Origin of the sequence: Pedobacter sp. Leaf250 (assembly GCF_920984735.1) — a bacterium.
Taxonomy (GTDB): Bacteria; Bacteroidota; Bacteroidia; order Sphingobacteriales; family Sphingobacteriaceae; genus Pedobacter.
In genome coordinates, this window is record NZ_CAKLBU010000022.1 from 39,305 (window position 1) to 60,854 (window position 21,550).

The following is a 21,550-nucleotide window of genomic DNA, read 5'->3' on the forward strand; positions in this document are numbered from 1 at the left end:
GTTTTTATATCTTTAAAAAATGCCTACAGAAACTTTCACAAACGATGCAATCGACATTGATGCATTACCGAAATATGAAGAAATTCCGTTAAGGAAACCAGATACCAATTATTGGAAAATCATCTGCATTAACTTAATTATTACCTTTTTATTAATCGGAGTTTCGGCTGGTCTGCTAATTTTTTTCAATGAGAAAATACAGCCACATGCTATACTAATCAGTATAACTTATATAACCATTGCAATTTTTTCAATTTTATTGTTCTATGTAAGTTTTAAAAAACGCGGTTATGCCATCAGAACAAAAGATGTTATTTATAAAAGTGGTATTATAGCAGAATCAACCACTATTGTTCCGCTTAACAGAATTCAGCATATTGAATTAAACGAGGGATTTTTCTCTAGGATGTTTAAATTAGGTTCGCTTCAAATATTTACCGCCGGCGGTCAAACAGGTCATATTCACATTGCAGGAATACCAATTGATGAGGCAAAAAGCATAAGAGATTTGCTGCTGAACAAACTCGAATTAGTTGAAACTCCTGAAACCGAAATATAATGAACAGCGATTTCAGTAAGCCGCAAAGAGAATCGGCATTTGGTATCATTGTAATGGCAGCCCATACCGCATTTAAAATTGGCAAGGCAACATTTTTCTTTATTGTTTATGCTTTCATAAAAATGGGCCCGGCCTATACCACTTATGCCCTATTAGGCATTGGTATAATTATAGTGCTTTGTATTATCTTTTCTTATTTATGGTATTTAAAGTTTACATTTTTTTTAGATAAAGAAAAGCAGGAATTTGTAGTTAATAAAGGTATTCTAAATCGCGACCAGGTTATCATTCAGCTGGATAAAATTCAGCAAGTGAATATTAACCAGAACCTTTTACAAAAAATGATTGGCGTTTACGGACTTAAAATTGATACCGCAGGTGCCAGCGGAGAAGAAGTAAGCATTAAAGCCATTGATGAAGTTTCTGCATATAATTTAAAAGAGCACTTACTTAAAGGTAAAGCTGCTGCAATTGATCAATCTGATATCTTGATTGAAAAAGATGCATTAATTGAACAAATTCCATTCTTAAAAATCAGTTCCTGGACATTATTCAAAGTAGGATTAACCTCCAACTATGGCCAAAGTTTAACGGTAATCCTTGTATTTTTTATGTACACCGTACAGGAAGCCAGGCACATTATGGATATTTTCGAACTTGATAAGGGTTATGTTAAAAGTACCGTTTTAGGTTTAGCAACATTGTTTTCTGTTGCTGTAATAGTTGTTATTTTTTTAATGGTGCTTTTATTCATTAATCTGATCAGAACTTTTTATAAATATTTTCAATTGGAAGTAAGTCATCACAAAAACTCTTTGTTACTATCTTCTGGCGTGATTGCTAAAAAGAATACATTAATCAATCCAAATAAAGTTCAAATAACTAAGCATAGCCAGAATTATTTTCAAAAGAAACTTAATCTATTAAACATAAGCCTTAAGCAGGCGCATTTTGGAGAAAGCAAGAAGGGAAAGGAAATGCAGGGAAATACACTTGAAATTGTTGGTTGCGATGCTATTGAAAGAGATCAGCTTTTAAAGATGATACTTGGGCAGGTTCCAATTTCAGGGAAAACCTTCGCTCCCGATTGGCGCTTTTTGAACTTACCCATATTCTTTAAGCTAGTTTTACCTGTGGCTATATTTCTGATTGTTGCTTTTAATGTTCAAGAAGTAAAACCATATATTGGCTTTGCCGCTGCATATTTTCTTATTGGCATTTTTATGATTTCTATCAGTTACCGCCGACATCGGATTGCTGTTGATCAAGATTTTATCATCAAAACGAGCGGAATTTGGGATATTTCAAAAGAAGTAATTGTTCCACATAAAATCCAGGCCATTACCGCTTCGCAATATCCATGGCATAAAAGCGTGGATGTAGGTCATTTATGTTTACACACGGCCGCCGGACAAATCCGTTTTAAATATGGTAATTATAGCGAGATAAAGAAATTGGTTAATTTTTGGCTATACCAGCTTGAAAGTGGAAATGAGGATTGGATGTAGCTGAATAATTTTTTCCGCAAATGAAACAGATTATTTCAGATTTCTCTTCGAAAATCAATTCTTTTGCGGGAAAAATTATAATGTCATAATGCCTTTAATAGTTGCAGTTTGCTTATAAATAGCAATCACTTCATCTGCATTTTCTACTTGTTTTTTTACAGTAATCGATACATACTTACCAGTTTTCGATGGCTGTTCAATGAATTCATCACTCGGTAAAACCTTTCTTAATTCTTCTACTTTATCTAATCCACCAGTAATAATAAATTTGAAATTATATAAGCCCGGAAATTTCTCAACGCTTTCTAATTTCTCTTTTAAATTGGCATAAATATCAGTACTATTTCCTTCTGGAATATCAATAAATTCGATGTCTTTATTTATTTTTTTCTCTTCCATGATTGCAATATATCAAATTCTATTCCTAAATAATTGGTATGCAATTTTGGCATAAATGCAACTTTCTACCAACTAAATGCAACAAATAATAAGGCTAGCAGATTCTTTACCCGTAAGATAAGAGCTATGTTTTTAACTTTGAGAAAGATTAAAAGATTGGGTTTTATCTCTAATAGAACCACAAACCTGATTGATCTAAACCTTGGCGTAGCGGATACCGGCCAAGCGCCTAAGGCCTGAAGGCGTATGAGCAAAGCAAAGGACTGCCATTCTACTTATACTCAGGATTTGCTTTTCAAAAAAATCAGCCCGCTATTTCTCCACAAATTCAATAAAAAACTTTTGAATTGTTATTTTTGAACCTCAAAAAAACAGGAGCCGATTTGGATTATTTAGAAGGATTAAACCCACAACAAAGAGCAGCAGTAGAGAATACAAAAGGACCAGTAATGATTGTTGCGGGTGCTGGTTCTGGCAAAACACGTGTAATAACCTACCGTGTAGCGCATTTAATTCAAACTGGCAACGACCCATTTAATATTTTGGTTTTAACTTTTACCAACAAGGCAAGTAAGGATATGCGTGAGCGTATTTCGAAAGTGGTTGGTGCCGAAGCTAAAAACATTTGGATGGGTACTTTTCACTCTGTTTTCGCTAAAATTCTACGTGTTGAAGCGGAGAAAATTGGCTACCCAAGCAATTTTACCATTTACGATACCGACGATAGCAAAAGTGTAATCCGTGCTATTTTGAAAGAAATGCAGCTCGACGATAAATTGTATGCAGCAAATTTCGTTTTTGGCCGCATTTCATCGGCAAAAAATAATTTAATTTCATGGGGAGAATATCAATCTAACGACAAGATTCAGGCAGAAGATATTCAGAACAAACGCCCGTTAATTGGGCAGATTTACGAACAATATGCAAAACGTTGCTTTCGTGCTGGCGCAATGGATTTTGATGATTTATTGTTCAAAACCAATATCCTATTGAAAGAACATCCGGATGTTTTAAATAAATACCAGCAAAAATTCAGGTATTTAATGGTTGATGAGTATCAGGATACCAACTTTTCGCAATATACCATTGTAAAAAAATTGGCTGCCGCTTACCAGAATATTTGTGTGGTGGGTGATGATGCACAGAGTATTTATGCTTTCCGTGGGGCAAATATTCAAAACATTTTGAATTTTGAACGCGATTATCCTGATTTAAAAGTTTACAAACTGGAGCAAAATTACCGCTCTACCCAAAATATTGTTGATGCAGCCAGTAGCATTATTGCCAACAACAAAAATCAACTGGAAAAGAATGTTTTTTCTGAAAATGTTGAGGGGGATAGAATTAAAGTTTCGCGTGCTTTTACCGACAATGAGGAAGGAAAATTAGTAGCTGAATCCATTATCCAGGAACGTGGTTTAAAAGGTTATCAATACCACGATTTTGCCATTTTGTACCGTACAAATGCGCAAAGTAGAGCAATGGAGGAAGGTTTACGAAAGCTGAATGTTCCTTATAAAATTTATGGAGGTACCTCATTTTATCAACGCAAAGAGATTAAGGATTTAATTGCCTATTTCCGCCTGACTTTCAATCCGAAAGATGAAGAAGCGATAAAAAGGGTTATTAATTATCCCAAACGCGGAATTGGAGATACTTCTATAGATAAAATTATTGTTGCTGCCGACCAAAACAACATCACCATGTGGGATGTAATTTCAAATGCGCATCAGTATGTGGATGGTCGTTTAGCAAACCAATTGAACGATTTTTCGATGATGGTTCAAAGCTTTCAGGCTGAAGCAAAAAAGCTTGATGCTTACGATTCGGCATTATTTATAGCTCAACACGCAGGGATTTTGAAAGAATTGTATACCGATGATAGTGTTGAAGGAAGAGCGAGATACGAAAATATTCAGGAGTTATTAAATGGTATAAAGGAGTTTGCAGAGCGTGAGGATATCGAAGAAAAAGGCTTGGATATTTTTATGCAGGATGTTGCCCTTTTAACGAATGATGACAAGGATGGCGATAAAAACAAAGATACGGTTTCGTTAATGACGATTCACTCGGCTAAAGGTTTGGAGTTTAAAAACGTGTTTATTGTAGGTTTGGAGGAGAACCTTTTCCCATCGCAGATGTCGGTTAATTCGAGAGCAGATTTAGAAGAGGAACGTAGATTGTTTTACGTAGCCATTACCCGTGCTGAAATAAAATTAACGATTACTTATGCTACTTCACGTTACCGTTGGGGTACATTAACCAATTGCGAACCTAGTCGTTTTATTAATGAAATTAATCCGAGGTTTTTAGAATTAGATGTTAAGCCGGCAAAAAGCAATGTTTTTGAAGGCAATTTTGATGATGAACGTAAAACCTGGACTTCGCAACCTCGTGATTTCTTTAGCAAGCCAAAACCTGCAGGCACAACTTCTGCCCCACCGCCTCGACCAAAAACCACTTCATTGCTGGCCAAAGCGCACATTCCAACTCCTGGTTTTGCACCATCACAACCCCATGAATTTCAAGGTGGTATGGAAGTAGAACACGAAAAATTTGGCTTCGGAAAAATTATCAGTTTGGAAGGCAATTTACCTGATGTTAAAGCAACAGTATTTTTTCAAGGTTTAGGTAACAAGCAGCTATTGTTGAAGTTTGCGAAACTGATGATTGTGAAGTAAAGGCCTCACCCTATCAATGGTTGTAGTTTATCTTCTTTTAGTGCAGTCCCTCTCCTGAAAGAGAGGGAAACGAAGATTGTACTACGAACCTTTGGTTGTTAGCAATATCTCTAAAAACCCTCTCTTTCAGGAGAGGGCGGTTAAAATATTCGCCCAAGCTCAAACTTTCAATGGGTGAGGTTATTAGCCTTTGGTTAAAAGCACCACCTCTGAAAATCCTCTCTTTTGAAGAGGGCGGTTACAGCTTTTGCCAAAATGCAAACTTTCAAAGGGTGAGGCTTCTCTGTGTACTCTGTGGTAAATCCCTTTGCATTCTTTGCGAAAAACTCTGTGGCCTTTGCGGTTAAAAACTTGAAAAAGCCCAAAATTATCCTTATTATTGAGTTCGGTTCTCCCGTAAAAAACCATGCAACTTACCCGATTAGAAATTAAAGGATTTAAAAGCTTTGGCGACAAAGTGACCATCAATTTTAATGAAGGAGTTACAGCTATTGTGGGTCCGAACGGTTGTGGAAAATCGAATGTTATTGATGCCATGCGTTGGGTTTTAGGTGAGCAAAGTACCAAAGCGCTACGCTCTGAAAAGATGGAGAACATCATTTTCAATGGCACTAAAAACCGTAAACAGGCGCAATTGGCTGAGGTTTCCTTAAGCTTCGATAACACTAAAAACATTCTTCCCACAGCTTACTCGCAAGTTACGATTACCCGAAAATTATATAGAAATGGCGATAGCGAATATCGATTGAATGATGTTCAATGTCGTTTAAAAGATATTACCGATTTATTTCTTGATACGGGAATTGGCTCAGATAGTTATTCGATCATTGAGCTGAAAATGGTAGATGAAATCATTACCAATAAAGAACATAGTCGCCGCTCATTGTTTGAAGAAGCTTCGGGAATATCGAAATACAAGCTTCGTAAGAAACAAACTTTTAACAAATTAAAAGATACAGAAGCTGATTTAGAACGTGTTGAAGATTTGCTTTTTGAAATTGAAAAGAATTTAAAAACCCTTGAAAATCAAGCCCGTAAAGCTGAACGCTACTATAAACTGAAAGAACAATATCGCGAATTGAGCGTTCAATTGGCTACACACAGAATCGCCTTTTTCCGTACCGATTTAAATGCACTAGAAAGCCAGGAACAGAGTCAGCAAGTTTTAAAAACGGAATTAAGCACCAAAATCGATACCCGGGAAGCTGAACTTCAAAAGCTTAAACTCGAGAGCATTAATCAGGAGAAAAACCTTTCCGTTCAGCAGAAAACTACAAATGAATTGGTTTCGAAAATTCGTGCTTACGAAAGTGAAAAGAAAGTAAAAAACGAGCAAATGCGTTTCTTGCAGGAAAAAGAAACGCGTTTATCAGGTGAACTTGAAAAGGATAAAAATCAGGTTAACCACATTAAATATAACATTAAGCGCTTAAACGAAGAAGTGCTAATAGAAACCGAAGTTTTTAATAAAATAGAATCTGATTTAAAACTTTTAAAATCGTCTCTCGATACATTACGTGAACAACAGCAGATAGAGAAAAATCGGATTGACAACCTGATTAAATCGGTTAACGATCTACAAAATCAAGTTTATCAATCGCAAAAAGAAATCGATATTTTAAACATCCAAAAAGATGCTTTAGTACAGGAAACCAGCAGAAATGTTGATGATACGGAAACCAAAACATCAGAATTAAAAGCATTCGACCATGCTTTGGCAGAATTGGATGTTCAGGTTGCTAAAAAGCAAATCAATATCAAACAACTTAAAGAAGCTGAAGAAATTTTAAAAGAAAAATTGCTCGAATCGGAAATTAACTTAAGCGCTAACAAAGAGAAACTAACTGCCGAAAATCGTAAAAAAGATGCAAAACAGAACGAATATAACCTTACAAAATCACTTGTAGATAGTTTAGAGGGTTTTCCAGAATCCATTCGCTTCCTTAAAAAGAATAGTGCATTTGCAAAAAGTGCCTTACTCCTATCAGATATTTTATTCTGTGATGAGGATTACCGCATCGCTATTGAAAATTATTTGGAGCCGGTGATGAATCATTACGTGGTTGATAAATATGCTGATGCTGTTCAGGCGATCAATTTATTAACCGATGCCAGTCGCGGGCGGGCAAACTTTTTTATTTTAGAGAACATTCCTGATAAAAACCCAACGCTTGCCACACATGATGGCTTAATTTCAGCCTTATCTGTAATTGAGGTTGATAAAAAGTACCAGCAACTTTGCAATTTGCTCTTGCAAAATGTATATATCGCCATTACAGAACATGAAAATATCTTCAAAGAAACACCAACTGAAAGTATAACCATTTTGGCCAAAAACGGAAAATATGCGCAGACTAAGTTTACTTTGGGGGGCGGTTCCGTTGGCTTATTCGAAGGAAAAAGAATTGGGCGTGCTAAAAACCTGGAGAATTTAGCAAAAGAAATTAAAGCATCAGAATCGCTGATAAATCAATACAATACCACGATTACTACTGAAACTGATAATATCTTTAACCTCAAAAACGCCTCAAAAATTAATCAGATTAATACTTTGCAGCAGGAATTGAATCGTTTTATAAATGAGCAAATCTCTGTCCAAACGCGTCGAGACCAATACCAGGAATTTATCACGACCAGCGAAAACCGCAAAACGGATATTGCACAAAAGATAGTTTCGATACAAAAATCGCTTTCAGAAAAGTTGCCTGCATTGGTTGAATTACAGAAAAAGCAACAACAAGACCATCTAAACCTCCAAGAACAGCAATTGAATTACCAGGAAGTGGCCGATCAGGTAAATGAATCTGCAGGAAAATATAATCAGGATAATATTCGTTTTCATCAACAGCAAAATAAATTATCAGGCTTAGAGAAAGATTTGGATTATCGATTTGTGCAAGAGGAAGCTTTGAACAAAAGAATTGCGCAAAATGATAAAGAACTTCAGGAAACTTTAACTCAAATTACGGCAACTTTACAACATACCGATTTAAGTGATGATACGCTTTTGGAGATGTATCAGCAGCGTGAAGAGCTGGAAAAAGGTCTTGCCGAAGTTGAAAAAGAGTATTTTGACAATAAGGGCAATATTAATGAGCTGGAAAATAACATGGCAATCATTCGTAAAAACCGTGAGAAAACCGATTTTCTGTTAACCGAAATTAAGGACAAAAAGAATACGCTTAAAATAGATTTAAATTCGCTTAAAGAACGCTTGGCAGTGGAATTTAATATCGATATCAACGACTTATTAGAAACGGAAAGCGAAGTTGAAATTACTGAGAGTGAGTTTGAAATTCGCCAGAAAGTAGAGAAAATGAAACGCCAGTTAGATGAATTTGGTGCCATAAACTCAATGGCAATGGAGGCTTTTAAAGAAATGGAAGAGCGATATACCTTTATTCAAAATCAGAAAAAAGACCTTAACGCAGCTAAGACGGACCTTTTGCAAACCATCAAAGAAATTGACGATACTGCGAAAGATAAATTTATGCAAGCCTTTACACAAGCTCGGGAGCATTTCATTGTTGTTTTTCGTTCATTATTTAATGAAGAAGATAGTTGCGATCTGATTTTATCTGATGTAAACAATCCTTTAGAAGCTGATATTGATATCATTGCCCGTCCGAAAGGTAAAAGACCATTGTCTATCAATCAGTTATCTGGTGGAGAAAAAACGTTAACGGCTACAGCCTTATTGTTTTCACTTTACCTTTTAAAACCTGCCCCATTCTGTATTTTCGATGAGGTTGACGCACCATTGGATGATACAAACATTGATAAATTCAACAATATTATCCGCAAATTCTCTGATCAGTCTCAGTTTATTATCGTTTCCCACAACAAACGAACCATTGCCAGTACCGATATTATTTATGGTGTTACGATGGTAGAACAAGGCGTTTCGAGGGTTGTGGCGGTAGATTTGAGGGAAGTAGCGGCATAAAGTTGGGAGCTGAAAGTTTAAAGCTCAAAGAAGAAAGATTAAAGCAAAAAGTATAACGCTCGAATACCGTCTTCGCCAGGAGGCTTTTTCAGCCGAAGAATCAATCTCATTCGAAATATTATTTTAGCAAAAAAAGGGTTGCTTCGTACCTCAAAATGACGACTGCTACAAAATGTTATCCATATTTATTGTTATAAAATAAATTAATCCCCGGCATGACAATTCCTCAGCTGTGTAATACAGCATCAAAAACAGCGTTTGAATAACATACTGAAAAACGTATATTTGTTTAAGAAGTTAAAATTATGTTAGCAACTTTTAAAGGATATTACGAAAAAGGGAAAATTATATTAGAAGAAAATGCACCTGTTCAAACAAAAACAGATGTTATTGTCACATTTTTAACAGAAGAAAAACCTCATTTTCCAAAAAGAATTCCTGGTGCTTTTAAAGGAAAGGTGACTTTGCCTGATGATTTTGACGAACCGCTAGACGATTTAAAGGAATATATGTAATGGCATCTAATTATTACATTTTAGATACTCATTGCTTAATCTGGTTTCAAGAGGATAATCCAAAAATACCTCGAGAGGTTATGGATCTCATTCAGAATACAAATAATATTATATTTTTTAGTCAAATAAGTCTTTTTGAGATTTCAATAAAGCAATCAATTGGCAAATTACCTCATTTTAACATTACATCAGAAGACATTTACAATCAGGCTTTGGCTGATGGATTTACCTTTCTTCCCATAGAAAATTCCGCAATATTTAGTTATCGAACTATCCCTTTAATAAATGAACACAGAGACCCATTTGATAGATTGTTGATTTCTTCAGCACTGCAAAAGGATGCTACTTTATTGTCGGCTGATGAAAAATTAAACATTACACAGATATTTTAAAATTGTACTGGAGTTAATAAAAATACAATTGCAGGATATTTTACAATTAAGAAAAAAACATGAAAATCCTATATATCATTCCCTTGGCTATTATGCTAAGCTGCTGTTCATCAGTTAAAAACCAAACTTCAACTGGCGCTGAAAAATTAGATAATCAACTTTTAAAAGATGTTGAAGTATTATCTTCTGATGCCTATCAAGGTAGAAAAACCGGAACTAAGGGTGCTGAGATGGCCAGAGCCTATATTATTGACCGTTTCCAAAAACTAGGTTTAAAATCTTATCCTCAACATGTAAACTATGCACAGGAATTTACTTTTAATTCAAGAGGGGGTACAAAAGTTAACGGCACAAATATTATTGGCTATATTCCTGGCAAAGGAACGAATGTTATTGTTGTTTCAGCCCACTACGATCATTTAGGCGTAGTAAAGGATGATGTATTTAATGGAGCCGACGACAATGCATCCGGTACGGCTGGACTTTTAAAAATTGCCACCTACTTTGCAAAGAACAAACCAAATAACACCATAATCTTTGCTTCTTTTGATGCTGAAGAAATGGGCTTACAAGGCGCAAAGGCATTTGTTGCCAATCCGCCTGTAAATATTAATACCATAGCTATCAACTTAAATATGGATATGATTGGCCACAGCGACAAGAGTGAGCTTTATGTAGCTGGCACGTTCAAATATCCAGAATTAAAAAAGTATGTTGATACCACAAGAAAAGAAATAAAGGTTATTTTAGGTCACGATGATCCTAAGCTTGGTCATGATGATTGGACAAACCAAAGCGACCAAGGTGCTTTTAATGCTAAAAATATCCCATTCTTGTACTTTGGGGTTGAAGACCATAAAGATTACCATAAAGCCACCGATGAATATTCTACCATTACAAAACAGTTCTTTAGCGATGCAGCTAATGCAGTGTTAGAAGTTGTTAAAAGTGTAGACAAACAGTCCAGTTTACAACAATCGCTAAAGGATAAGATGCGAATGACTGACAATCCTCAGAAAATGAATAAGTTTTAGGCTTACTGCGGTACATAAACCACATATTTGGTTTCAAAAAAATCTTCCTCAAACAATTCTGAAAGTGGATATAATTCTGCTTTCAGTTTTGATTCCTTTATTTCTTCAGCCAAATCGCCACCTTTTAAATACAAAATTCCATTAGGAATGGCATTAATTGAATCTTTTTTGAATTTTCCTTGTATCCATGGGTAAAATTCGCCCAAGCGAGTTACCGCTCTTGAAACCACAAAATTGAACTTTTCTTTCACTTGCTCTGCCCTTAAATGATCAGCTTTTAAATTATCCAATCCCAAAGCAGAAGCTACTTCTTTAACAACCTTTATTTTTTTTCCTATAGAATCAACCAAATAAAACTGCGTATCAGGAAAAAGTATGGCCAACGGAATACCAGGAAAACCTCCGCCTGTACCTACATCCAATACAGATTCGCCAGCTTTAAAAGTGCAGATTTTTGCTATACCTAATGAATGTAAAACATGGCGTTCATATAATTCTTCGATGTCTTTCCTAGAAATCACATTGATTTGTGCATTCCAATAGCTATACAAATCAAATAGTTGTGAAAACTGGTCTATTTGTTTCGCAGTCAAATCAGGAAAATATTTTAAAATGATATCTGGTTTTATATCAGCCATATTTATAAATTAAAATTAGAAAGTTAAGGTTCAAAGTCAAATACGCTAAGTTCTATCCTATTCTAATTAGTCTAAACTCTCAATATTTTTCAATTGTAAATCTGTTTTATTTCCAATTCACTTTTTTCTTACCAAACATGGCTAGAAATCCATTGATGGTTAAAAACAGAAACAAAAGTATATCTAAAATCGGGAACCACCAACGCAAATCGCCATAGTTTAAACGTTTCAGTAACCTTGGATAAACAAAACATTTAATGATGATGCTCAATAAAAGAATTCCACCTGCGGTAAATTGTGCTTCCCGACTTAAAAACATACATCCAATAAAGAATCCGTAAAACAGAAATTGCATCACAATTTGCAGACTTAAAATAAATTTATGCTTTGATTTATATAATTTTCCGGCACCAAAATGACGCTTTTTTTGTCGAAGGTAACCCGCCCAGGTATGATTAGGCTCACTCCAAACATGGCTTTCCTGGTTTAACCTTATTTCGGTATTGTGTTTATTTGCATGTGCATTTACGAATAAATCATCATCGCCAGATGGAATATGCATGTGCGATGCAAAACCCTTATTTTTAAAAAATAACGATTTTTTATAAGCCATATTTCTGCCCACTCCCATATATGGCATGCCTTTTAAAGCAAATCCTAAATAGTTTACAGCAGTAAAAAATGTTTCGAAACGAATAAGTGCATTTAATAAACCTTTACGTTTAAGGTATGGCGAATAACCCAAAACAATATCGATTTCTTCATTTGCAGGTTGTTGCATATCAAATAACCAATTATTAGCAGCAGGTGTACAATCCGCATCGGTAAATACTAACCAATCGTATTTAGCGGCTTTAATCCCCATTGTTACCGCGAACTTTTTCCCTGCCAGGAATTTATCATTATCTAAAATCTTAACCACTTTTAGATGATCATATTTTTTCTCCCAAGCTTCTAAAAATTCTTCCGTACCATCCCACGAACGGTCATTTACTACCACGACCTCAAATTCAGGGTAATTCTGATGGAGAACCGAAGGAAGGTATTGTTCGAGATTTCTGATTTCATTTCTTGCACAAATAATGACACTTATTGGCTTGAGAGCTATTTCCGGCATTTGTTCAACATTGGTATTGGCTAATTTTAAGTGTACGAAAAGAACATAGTATAATTGAACAATTAAGCAAAATGCTAAAAAGGAAAGCAGTATAATTTCTGGCAGGGTTAATATCACGATGGTAAGATAAATAGGCGCAAATTTCTCATTTTTAATCTGTAATATGCCTGATGTTGAAAAAAATAAGAAGGATTAATGTAATAAACTGATTTTGGGAAGCAATCTACATCGGCCTATATCCTAATTTCTTCTCCCATTAAACTCATTAACAATATATATAGGTGTTTTAAATTTGTTACTTTTGCATACTATATGAAATTTACTTTACAGGCAAACGATCCTTTATCAAAAGCCAGAGCAGGAACCGTAACAACGGCTCGCGGAGAAATACAAACCCCTATTTTTATGCCTGTGGGCACAGCTGGAACGGTTAAAGCTGTTCATCAGCGTGAGCTTAAAGAAGATATTGATGCGCAAATTATCCTTGGAAATACTTACCATTTATATTTAAGACCAGGGTTGGACATTTTAGAAAGCGCCGGGGGATTACACAAGTTTATAGGCTGGGATCGTCCGATTTTAACTGATAGTGGTGGTTATCAGGTTTATTCCCTAAGTAAGGTTCGAAAAATTAAGGAAGAAGGCGTAACCTTCCATTCACATATTGATGGTTCAAAACACCTTTTTACGCCAGAATATGCGATGGATATTCAGCGAACCATTGGAGCCGATATTATTATGGCTTTCGATGAGTGCACACCCTATCCCTGCGATTATACCTACGCAGCGCAATCTATTAAAATGACACACCGTTGGTTAAAACGTTGTTGTACACATTTCGATAATACAGAACCAAAATATGGTTTCGATCAAACCTTATTTCCTATTGTTCAGGGTTCGGTTTACAAAGATTTACGTATAAAATCGGCAGAATTTATTGCCAGCATGAACCGTGAAGGGAATGCAATCGGCGGTTTATCGGTTGGTGAACCTGCTGAAGAAATGTACGCCATGACCGAAGTGGTTTGTGATATATTACCTTATGAAAAACCGCGTTATTTAATGGGTGTTGGTACACCGATCAATATTTTAGAAAATATTGCGCTCGGAGTAGATATGTTTGATTGTGTAATGCCAACAAGGAATGCACGAAACGGGATGCTTTTTACCCGAAACGGGATCATCAACATTAGAAATAAAAAGTGGGAAAATGATTTTTCTCCATTGGATGCCGAAAGTGATTTACATGCCGACCAAGTAACCAGCAAAGCCTATTTAAGGCATTTGGTACACAGCAAAGAAATGCTTGGCGCTCAAATTGCAACACTGCATAATTTACATTTCTATTTGTGGCTGGTTAAGCAAGCCCGTGAGAAAATAATTTCTGGAGAATTCTATGAATGGAAAAACAAAATGGTAAAAATTTTAGGCAACAAATTATAAAATGAGTCTAATAAAAGGGAGAATAAAAATTATTGATCAATATATCATTGGCAAATACCTGGGTACCTTTATATATACCTTAGCTATTTTCGTGATCATTATTGTCGTTTTCGATCTGTCGGAAAAAATGGATGATTTTATGAAGAGCGGACTAAGTTTTTGGGGCGTACTCACCAAATACTATGCTGGCTCAATCCCTTTTTATGTGAATATGCTTTCCCCGTTGATCAACTTTATTGCGGTTATCTTTTTTACAGCAAAAATGGCTGATCAAACTGAAATTGTGCCCATACTAAGTGGAGGCGTGAGTTTTAATCGTTTCCTTTTCCCTTACTTCGTATCTGCAACTATAATTTTTTCTGCCAATTTAGTTTCCAATCTTTACATTTTACCTTACACAAATACGCTTAAAAATAGTTTTGAGAATACTTTTGTAAAGCGTAACGATCCATCAACTAAATCCAATATCCACATGAAATTGGATAACAAAACCTATATTTATATTGAAAGCTTTGATAATAAAACCAATTACGGATATCGCTTTACGCTAGATAATTTCAACGGCGATGTGATGGTTAAAAAGATTGTTGCTGACAATATTAAATGGGATTCATTAAAGCGCAAATGGCAACTCAGTAACTACTCCATCAGGAAAATTGATGGCTTAAAAGAAAGTATGGTTTATGGAAGTGGCAAAGTAAAAGATACCATTTTAGATATGCGTCCAGATGACTTTTCTGCTTACGATAATGTGGTGCAAAATCTATCAACCAAGGAGCTTTCAGAGAAGATCAGCAAGGAAAAAATTCGTGGTACGGGAATTATGAACGACCTGGAATTTGAAAAGTTTAAACGTTACTTACATCCGCTTTCAGCTTACATTTTAACGCTTATAGGAGTAGCCCTGTCATCACGTAAAGTTCGTGGCGGTGTTGGCGTTTCTTTGGGTATTGGCATCTTCATTAGTTTTGCCTACATAGTATTCAATCAATTTACGCAGATGTTTTCTACCAAAGGCGGATTACCTCCTTTTATCGCAGTGATATTGCCTACAATTGTATTCGGCGTCTTGGGCATTTACCTACTGCAGAGAGCTCCAAAATAGCAATGGATATCAACAAAAAAAACTTAATAATCCTTCATATTACTGTTTTAATTTGGGGCTTCACCGGTGTGCTTGGAAAGGTAATTTCTATTGATGCAGTACCGCTTGTGTGGTATCGGGTTTTGATTGCAACGTCGACACTTTTTTTGTGGTTTCTGATTACTAAAAAAAACATTAAGGTCACTCAAAAACAATTTTTCCAGTTCTTTTTAACCGGTGGAATAGTGGCCATTCACTGGATCTTTTTTTTCCATGCCATTAAGGTTTCTACCGTTTCTGTTACCCTGGTTTGCTTATCATCTTTTACTTTATTTACAGCAATTTTAGAGCCCCTGATAAAAAAACAGCCTATTGAAATTGGCGATATTTTAGTTGGGTTATTGATCATACTGGGAATTTACATGATTTTCAAATTTGAAAGTCAATATACTCTTGGTATCATTTTCGGACTCCTGGCTGCAGTAGCTTCGAGTTTATTTTCTACCATAAATTCTACTCTAGTACAAAAAAGCGAACCCTCAATCATCGGATTTTACGAGTTAATTGGCGGCCTTTTTTGGATTACTTTATATCGATTTTACGATGGCTCTTTACTTAGTTCTCCATTTAATTTGAGTACAACTGACTGGTTTTACATTGGTATTTTAGGTACACTTTGCACATCAGTTGCGTATGTTGCTGGAGTATCAGTGATGAGAACTTTATCAGCTTTTCGCGTTGCTTTAGTAACCAATCTTGAGCCAGTATATGGCATCATTCTGGCTTATTTTTTCTTTAAAGATAAAGAACAAATGACAGGCGGGTTTTACATTGGAGCACTGATTATTTTAGGCTCAATATTTCTTTACCCTATCTATAAAAAGAGACAAAATAAACATTAAAAAATCGGCACTTTTATTGGCTGCTTAGTCATATTAATAGTTAAATAAATCGAGTGTTGAAGTGTATTGGCTCAGGATTTAAATACGCCGAATTCGAGTGTAAACCGAGACCATAATACATCTAATTTTACACTCAATAGATAGCCTTAATTCGAAGGATAGAACCCATAATCATAGGTTCAAAAATGAGGTAATTAATTAACATCACATATCCATAAACTACACGAAATAAACCCGAAGTTTTAAAAGATAATCGAACCGTTTATTAAAAATACGAAGATGGAAAAAGCTATTCTTAAATTAATATTTAAGCGAAATTAGCATTAATTTCTTCTTAAATCATCAAAAAAAAAGAGTTCCTAAGCGCTAAATTTCTTTGACTAGGCCTAAATGAAATATACTTAAATCAAATAAATATTTACTAATATATCATTGATAATCAATTACTTATAAAAGTATTCGAATTTCTGACATAAAATTAAAAAATCTAATCCTTTAAGCCAAATATGCTAAGGAAATGCGATTACAGTCTCCTATTCTAGGGTTTTCTTGAGGTATAAATTAATAATTCACATACATTTTAGCAAAAAATCACAATCTAATAATCTTAAGATACAGTCAGATTTTATTCGAAAACTATGTTATTTATTAAATATTAACATATGATTCACTAGTTTAATCGATCACAATAATCCATTTTTTGTAAAAATACGAATCTGTTCGTTAAATCAGGTATTGATTTAGGAGTTAATACAACGAGTATAATCAGACATTTAGTCAGTTATTTTTAATTTTTAAAGGCTGAAAATAGGATTAAAACCTGAGTTTAAAACGCCATAAGAAAGCATTTAATAACTAAATAATCATCTGCCAAATCATATTAAATCTGAAATTAAAACAGTAGACATTTGTTAAATACGATTAGATAAATACTATTTAATTAAGAAGGAAAACTAACTAAAATCTAAATGAAAAAGATTTAAATAAGAGTGCAAATTTAGACTGTTAGTGAGAAATATAGATCAAAATTCAAGCGTATTATAGCATACAAAATCTTGAACTGTTAGATTTTTTTTCGAGGAAAATCGATTAATTAGTGTAAATTAAGAGTATAAAATTTAATGGCAAAAAATATTTAGTGAAACTTCAATTTTATAAAGAATCATTCTTATAAATATAGAATATTGATAACTAAAACATAATTACATAAAAATTACAATGTTATTAAAATCAAATACTTATGTAATTTCAAGTAAATTAAAAATGAAAATAAAACAGTAACCAATATTACAATAAAACTAAATATTTTAGCATTCAAAATAGATGACCTTAATAAGAGAAAATAAAAATATGATTATCAGATACTTAATCACATTTATATTCAGTTTAATTTCACTATCAGTTTTTGGGCAGATTTTCAGCTCCGCACAGAACCCACTTAGTGTAAGATGGAACTATATTCAATCAGGAGGCTTTAGAATCATCTATCCTCAAGAACTGGAAGATGATGCACAAAGAATGGCCAATACCCTACCCTTTATTTATCCTAAAATTGGTATGGGTTTGAGACAGCAAAAAACCTCCATTCCCCTCCTATTACAGAACCGAGGAACTATTGCAAATGGCTTTGTTCAGTTAGGCCCGAAGAAGTCGGAATTCTATACAACACCACCACAATATTTTGATAGTCAGGATTGGTTAAATAATCTTGCCGTACATGAGTTAAGGCACATTGCACAGTTTGACAAATTGACAGGAACGCAATCACATCCGTTTCCCGAGTTGGCTTACTTCGCCTATTTTGGAGCAGGCATACCTACCTGGTTTTTTGAGGGAGATGCGGTTGTGAATGAGACTGCTTTAACTGAGTCGGGTCGCGGCCGGCAACCAAATTGGATCATGCCTTTTCGAACATCGGTTTTGGAAGGTAGAAAATTCTCTTACAGCAAAGCATACTTTGGGTCAAACAAAGTCGTAACTCCAGGCTATTACCAAACAGGTTATTTGATGGTGGCCGACATGAAAGAAAAATACGGACAATTCTTTTCAGACAGTTTGCTTGGCGACATCAGAAAAAGGCCGATAAGGCTTTATCCGTTTTCACAAAGCCTTAAAAAATTCACAGGAAAAAACACCAGAAAATACTTTCTTTCTACTCAGGAAAAATTAGCACAAAACTGGAAAGCACAAAGCGACAAAATTGACACAGAGAATTACGAAAGTGTGAAAGGCAAAACATCATTAGCAACCAACTATTTTCTACCTGTTCGCTTAAACAAAAATCAAATTTTAGCACTTAAAGAAAGTAAGCAAGATGCCCGATATTTTGTGATCATAAACGAAGATAAATCGGAGCTAAAATTATTCGGAATCGGATACCAGGAACAGCCATGGTTTAGCTATAAAAATGACGTTTTAGTTTGGGATGAAATTCGTTATGATCCACGATACAAACAGAGAAGCTACAGCGTAATTTGTTCCTACAATTTTAAGACGAAAAAATTTAAAAAACTAAGCAGCCAAAGTCGACTCTTCTCTCCTGCCCTTTCAGAAGATGGGAAGAAAATCATTGCTTCAAAAGTTGAACTTAACAATCAATTCAACCTTGTAGAAATCGATGCCTCGTCAGGTAATATTTTAAAAACTTACCCCAATCCTGAAAACGAAATTTTACAAACGCCAAGTTTCGATAAAACTGGAAATCGGATTGCCTACATCAGTGTAAGCGAAAAAGGAAAAAGTTTATGGTTGTTAAATGATGATAAAAAAACAAAGCTCATTTCGAACAGCAGGCAACAGTTAAGCCGTCCACTTTTTATTGGCAATAAAATAGCTTTTAATGCACACTTTAACGGCATTGATAATATTTACAGTGTCGACATCGAATCGAAAGAAATCAGTGCTTTGAGCAGCTCAAAATATGGCGCTTTTAATCCCACAGAAACCGAGGATGGTAAAATTATTTTTAACGATTATAAAATTAATGGGTACGAAATTGCTGAGAAAACAATTACAGAAAAACCAGTCGGCGACAACACATTTGTCGATTTTTCTTCCGCAGCCGAAAAGCAGGAAAATACAGGTAATGTTTTTGAAAATATTCCAGACAGCACCTACCAATCTAAGCGCTTTCATCAAGCTTTAAATCTTTTTAGTTTTCACAGCATTATTCCTGTTATTGATAACGAATATGTTTTCGGTCTTGAGCTGCAATCGAACAATTTGCTAAACACCATGGACTTTTACACTGGGGCAAAATACCATCGTGATTTAAAGCGTTTTGAATACACAGCAGATATTAGCTATAAAGCACTTTATCCCATTTTTAGTGTCTTGTATCGCAATAGACCTAAAAGAACGTTCTATCGAGCTAAAAATGTTTCACAGCAGGGCGATTGGCGAGAGAACTTTGTTAAACTTAATGCGTCCGTTCCTTTATCGTTTAACGCAAGGAATCAAAATTATTCTTTCACACTTAATGCGGCTACCAGTTTTACACAGCGTTACATGGCAGAGAATATGCCAACCAATTTCATTCGGGAGCTTAAATTTCCGATGGAATATAATTTCACATTTAACCACAGCGTGAGAACCACAGAAAGAGATATCGCTCCAAAATGGGCGCAGGTTTTCAGAGCAACTTACAACCATCAACCTTTTGATAAAAATCTGGGTGGTGAAATTATGGCTTTAGAAAGTTTCTTCTATTTTCCTGGCTTTGCAAAGAACCATTCTTTTCTGGCAAGTTTTAATTACCAAAAAGCAAGTGGCGTAAATCAATATGCCACAGAAATTGCAACGGTTTATGGCTACAACAATATTTTAGCTAAAAGCAGACTACAAAACAGCATGCTTTTTAATTATCGTTTTCCGTTTGCATTTCCCGATTGGGAGCTAAGCTCATTGGCTTATGTTCGCAATTTCAGAGCTGGCCTATTTTGCCATTACGAAAACATTGGTGTAGATACCAATATCGGTCAGCCGAAAACTTACGGCGTAGAATTAAATAGTAGTTTAAACATTTTGAGGTATCAACCTGTTGTTGATGTTGGAGCAAGATTGGTTTTTGTTAATAAGATTTACAATCAAAATCCGATATTAGAATTTTCATTTAATTATAGCTTTTAAACTCATGAAAGGAAAAACCATCTTCATTATCATCCTAACAGCATTATTAACAGCATTTCTATTTTTAAATAGCGATGAAGTGCCATTCAATTTTATAGTAGTTAACGATATCCTTGTATCTAAACTCCTTGTAATAGGCGTATGCGTATTAATCGGCTTTATTATTGGCTTTGTTGTAGGCCGACCAAGGAAAACAGTAAGCAGTTATGATAGTGAAATTGAAAGAAATCAACCCATTTCAAATAAAAAAGAATTGAGTGATGAAGACAGGGATTATATCAGTTAAGAACAAACATATTTACCAGGATGTTCAGGATTAAATGATTTTAGGATTTGAGTGCTCTCGAATCAAGATTTCAAATTTATATTTAAGCTAAATTTCAAAGTTTCATGCCTGTAAATAATTTTGTGGCGAATTGCAATTGATTAGAAATTTAGTCGATATTAGATTATCCCTATTTCTAAAAAGTAAAATCAATTCTACTAAAATGAAAATGGAAATGACAATCTTTTACGATGACATTCAAATCGGTATAAGAAGAGTAGATTTCTTTGTAGAAGATATGATTATGGTTGAGTTGAAGGCGGTTTCCGAGTTGAATGACTCACATTTAAATCAAGCAATAAATTATTTGGAGGCATATAATCTTTCCATTGGTTTACTCATAAATTTTGGAAGCAAAAGCTTAACTTTTAAAAGAGTTTACAACACCAATCATCCTGACAACAAAAACCAAAATTAATGGGATTATATTATTTCAGGATTTAATTTGGAAAATCAAAATCCTAAAATCAATTAATCTTAAGAATCTTGGTCAAGACAACTAACCCAAAGCAGTCATTATTTCCCCATACAATAACCCACTTCCACCGCCATAGTGCTGAATAATCTTAGTACCAGGTTTAAACTTGTTTATATCCTCTCTAAGCGCTTTTTCGCACTCAGGATTAATACCATTACCCAAAAGCACCAAATCAACATCTTGTGCTTTTAAAATCGATAGTGCTTCTTCATCAGTGCAAACACAAATCCCTTTCCATTCTGGTCGGGCATTAAGCAAGCGGTTCATCACAATAGTAATTTCTGGATCTCGTCCAATATAAAGTATGGTGGTTTGCATTATAATCAAGTTGAAAGTAAAAAGTCAAAAGTTGCGAGTTTAACCCTGAGGCCTATAACTCGTAACCTTTAACATGTAACTAA

The 21,550-nt window shown here is 34.8% G+C and carries 17 protein-coding genes; 13 read left to right on the plus strand and 4 right to left on the minus strand.

The features are described from left to right. Positions 1 to 19 precede the first annotated feature (19 nt). A complete protein-coding gene (locus LUA91_RS17480) occupies positions 20 to 559 on the plus strand; it encodes a PH domain-containing protein (protein ID WP_231427397.1) in 540 nt (179 codons plus the stop codon). Continuing rightward, entirely contained in the window at positions 559 to 2,067 is a 1,509-nt protein-coding gene (locus LUA91_RS17485; RefSeq protein ID WP_231427398.1) for a PH domain-containing protein, read from the plus strand. Before LUA91_RS17480 ends, LUA91_RS17485 begins: the two co-directional genes overlap by 1 nt. A gap of 75 nt (positions 2,068 to 2,142) precedes the next feature. Here LUA91_RS17485 and LUA91_RS17490 read toward each other — a convergent pair whose 3' ends face one another. Then, entirely contained in the window at positions 2,143 to 2,466 is a 324-nt protein-coding gene (locus LUA91_RS17490; RefSeq protein ID WP_231427399.1) for a DUF493 family protein, read from the minus strand. A 383-nt stretch (positions 2,467 to 2,849) separates the two neighbouring features. Between LUA91_RS17490 and LUA91_RS17495 the strand changes: the two genes are divergently transcribed. The 5 genes from LUA91_RS17495 (at position 2,850) to LUA91_RS17515 (ending at position 11,034) form a co-directional block, all read left to right on the plus strand. After that, positions 2,850 to 5,147 (plus strand): ATP-dependent helicase, encoded by a 2,298-nt coding sequence (locus LUA91_RS17495; RefSeq protein ID WP_231427426.1) that lies wholly within the window; start codon positions 2,850 to 2,852, stop codon positions 5,145 to 5,147. 406 nt (positions 5,148 to 5,553) lie between these two features. Next, complete coding sequence (gene smc / locus LUA91_RS17500; protein ID WP_231427400.1) at positions 5,554 to 9,093, plus strand: chromosome segregation protein SMC; 3,540 nt, start codon at positions 5,554 to 5,556, stop codon at positions 9,091 to 9,093. Between the two features lie 305 nt (positions 9,094 to 9,398). Continuing rightward, positions 9,399 to 9,608: a DUF2281 domain-containing protein gene (locus LUA91_RS17505; RefSeq protein ID WP_231427401.1), complete on the plus strand. Its 210-nt coding sequence runs from the start codon at positions 9,399 to 9,401 to the stop codon at positions 9,606 to 9,608. Then, on the plus strand, positions 9,608 to 10,000 hold the full coding sequence (locus LUA91_RS17510) for a type II toxin-antitoxin system VapC family toxin (RefSeq protein ID WP_231427402.1): 393 nt from the start codon (positions 9,608 to 9,610) through the stop codon (positions 9,998 to 10,000). The genes LUA91_RS17505 and LUA91_RS17510 overlap by 1 nt, the downstream gene beginning before the upstream one ends. Before the next feature lie 59 nt (positions 10,001 to 10,059). After that, complete coding sequence (locus LUA91_RS17515; RefSeq protein WP_231427403.1) at positions 10,060 to 11,034, plus strand: M28 family peptidase; 975 nt, start codon at positions 10,060 to 10,062, stop codon at positions 11,032 to 11,034. Between the two features lie 2 nt (positions 11,035 to 11,036). On the opposite strand, the gene rsmG is transcribed toward LUA91_RS17515, so the two are convergent. Beyond that, positions 11,037 to 11,672, minus strand: coding sequence for a 16S rRNA (guanine(527)-N(7))-methyltransferase RsmG (gene rsmG, locus LUA91_RS17520; RefSeq protein ID WP_231427404.1), 636 nt, complete (start codon positions 11,670 to 11,672; stop codon positions 11,037 to 11,039). A 106-nt stretch (positions 11,673 to 11,778) separates the two neighbouring features. Continuing rightward, positions 11,779 to 12,789 (minus strand): glycosyltransferase, encoded by a 1,011-nt coding sequence (locus LUA91_RS17525; protein WP_231427405.1) that lies wholly within the window; start codon positions 12,787 to 12,789, stop codon positions 11,779 to 11,781. Between the two features lie 312 nt (positions 12,790 to 13,101). Here LUA91_RS17525 and tgt point away from each other — a divergent pair, with 312 nt between their 5' ends. The 6 genes from tgt (at position 13,102) to LUA91_RS17555 (ending at position 21,089) form a co-directional block, all read left to right on the plus strand. Beyond that, positions 13,102 to 14,232, plus strand: coding sequence for a tRNA guanosine(34) transglycosylase Tgt (tgt, locus tag LUA91_RS17530; RefSeq protein ID WP_231427406.1), 1,131 nt, complete (start codon positions 13,102 to 13,104; stop codon positions 14,230 to 14,232). Between the two features lies 1 nt (position 14,233). Continuing rightward, positions 14,234 to 15,337 carry an LptF/LptG family permease gene (locus LUA91_RS17535; protein WP_231427407.1) on the plus strand — a complete coding sequence of 368 codons (1,104 nt, stop codon included), beginning with the start codon at positions 14,234 to 14,236 and terminating at the stop codon, positions 15,335 to 15,337. A gap of 2 nt (positions 15,338 to 15,339) precedes the next feature. Further along, positions 15,340 to 16,218 (plus strand): DMT family transporter, encoded by an 879-nt coding sequence (locus LUA91_RS17540; protein WP_231427408.1) that lies wholly within the window; start codon positions 15,340 to 15,342, stop codon positions 16,216 to 16,218. A gap of 1,350 nt (positions 16,219 to 17,568) precedes the next feature. Beyond that, entirely contained in the window at positions 17,569 to 20,346 is a 2,778-nt protein-coding gene (locus LUA91_RS17545; RefSeq protein WP_231427409.1) for a hypothetical protein, read from the plus strand. Between the two features lie 4 nt (positions 20,347 to 20,350). Further along, positions 20,351 to 20,632: a hypothetical protein gene (locus LUA91_RS17550; RefSeq protein WP_231427410.1), complete on the plus strand. Its 282-nt coding sequence runs from the start codon at positions 20,351 to 20,353 to the stop codon at positions 20,630 to 20,632. Positions 20,633 to 20,768: 136 nt separating this feature from the next. After that, positions 20,769 to 21,089: a GxxExxY protein gene (locus tag LUA91_RS17555; protein ID WP_255717828.1), complete on the plus strand. Its 321-nt coding sequence runs from the start codon at positions 20,769 to 20,771 to the stop codon at positions 21,087 to 21,089. An 81-nt stretch (positions 21,090 to 21,170) separates the two neighbouring features. Here the strand turns inward: LUA91_RS17555 and LUA91_RS17560 are convergent, their stop codons facing one another. Further along, entirely contained in the window at positions 21,171 to 21,467 is a 297-nt protein-coding gene (locus LUA91_RS17560) for a hypothetical protein (RefSeq protein ID WP_231427412.1), read from the minus strand. Positions 21,468 to 21,550 lie beyond the last annotated feature (83 nt).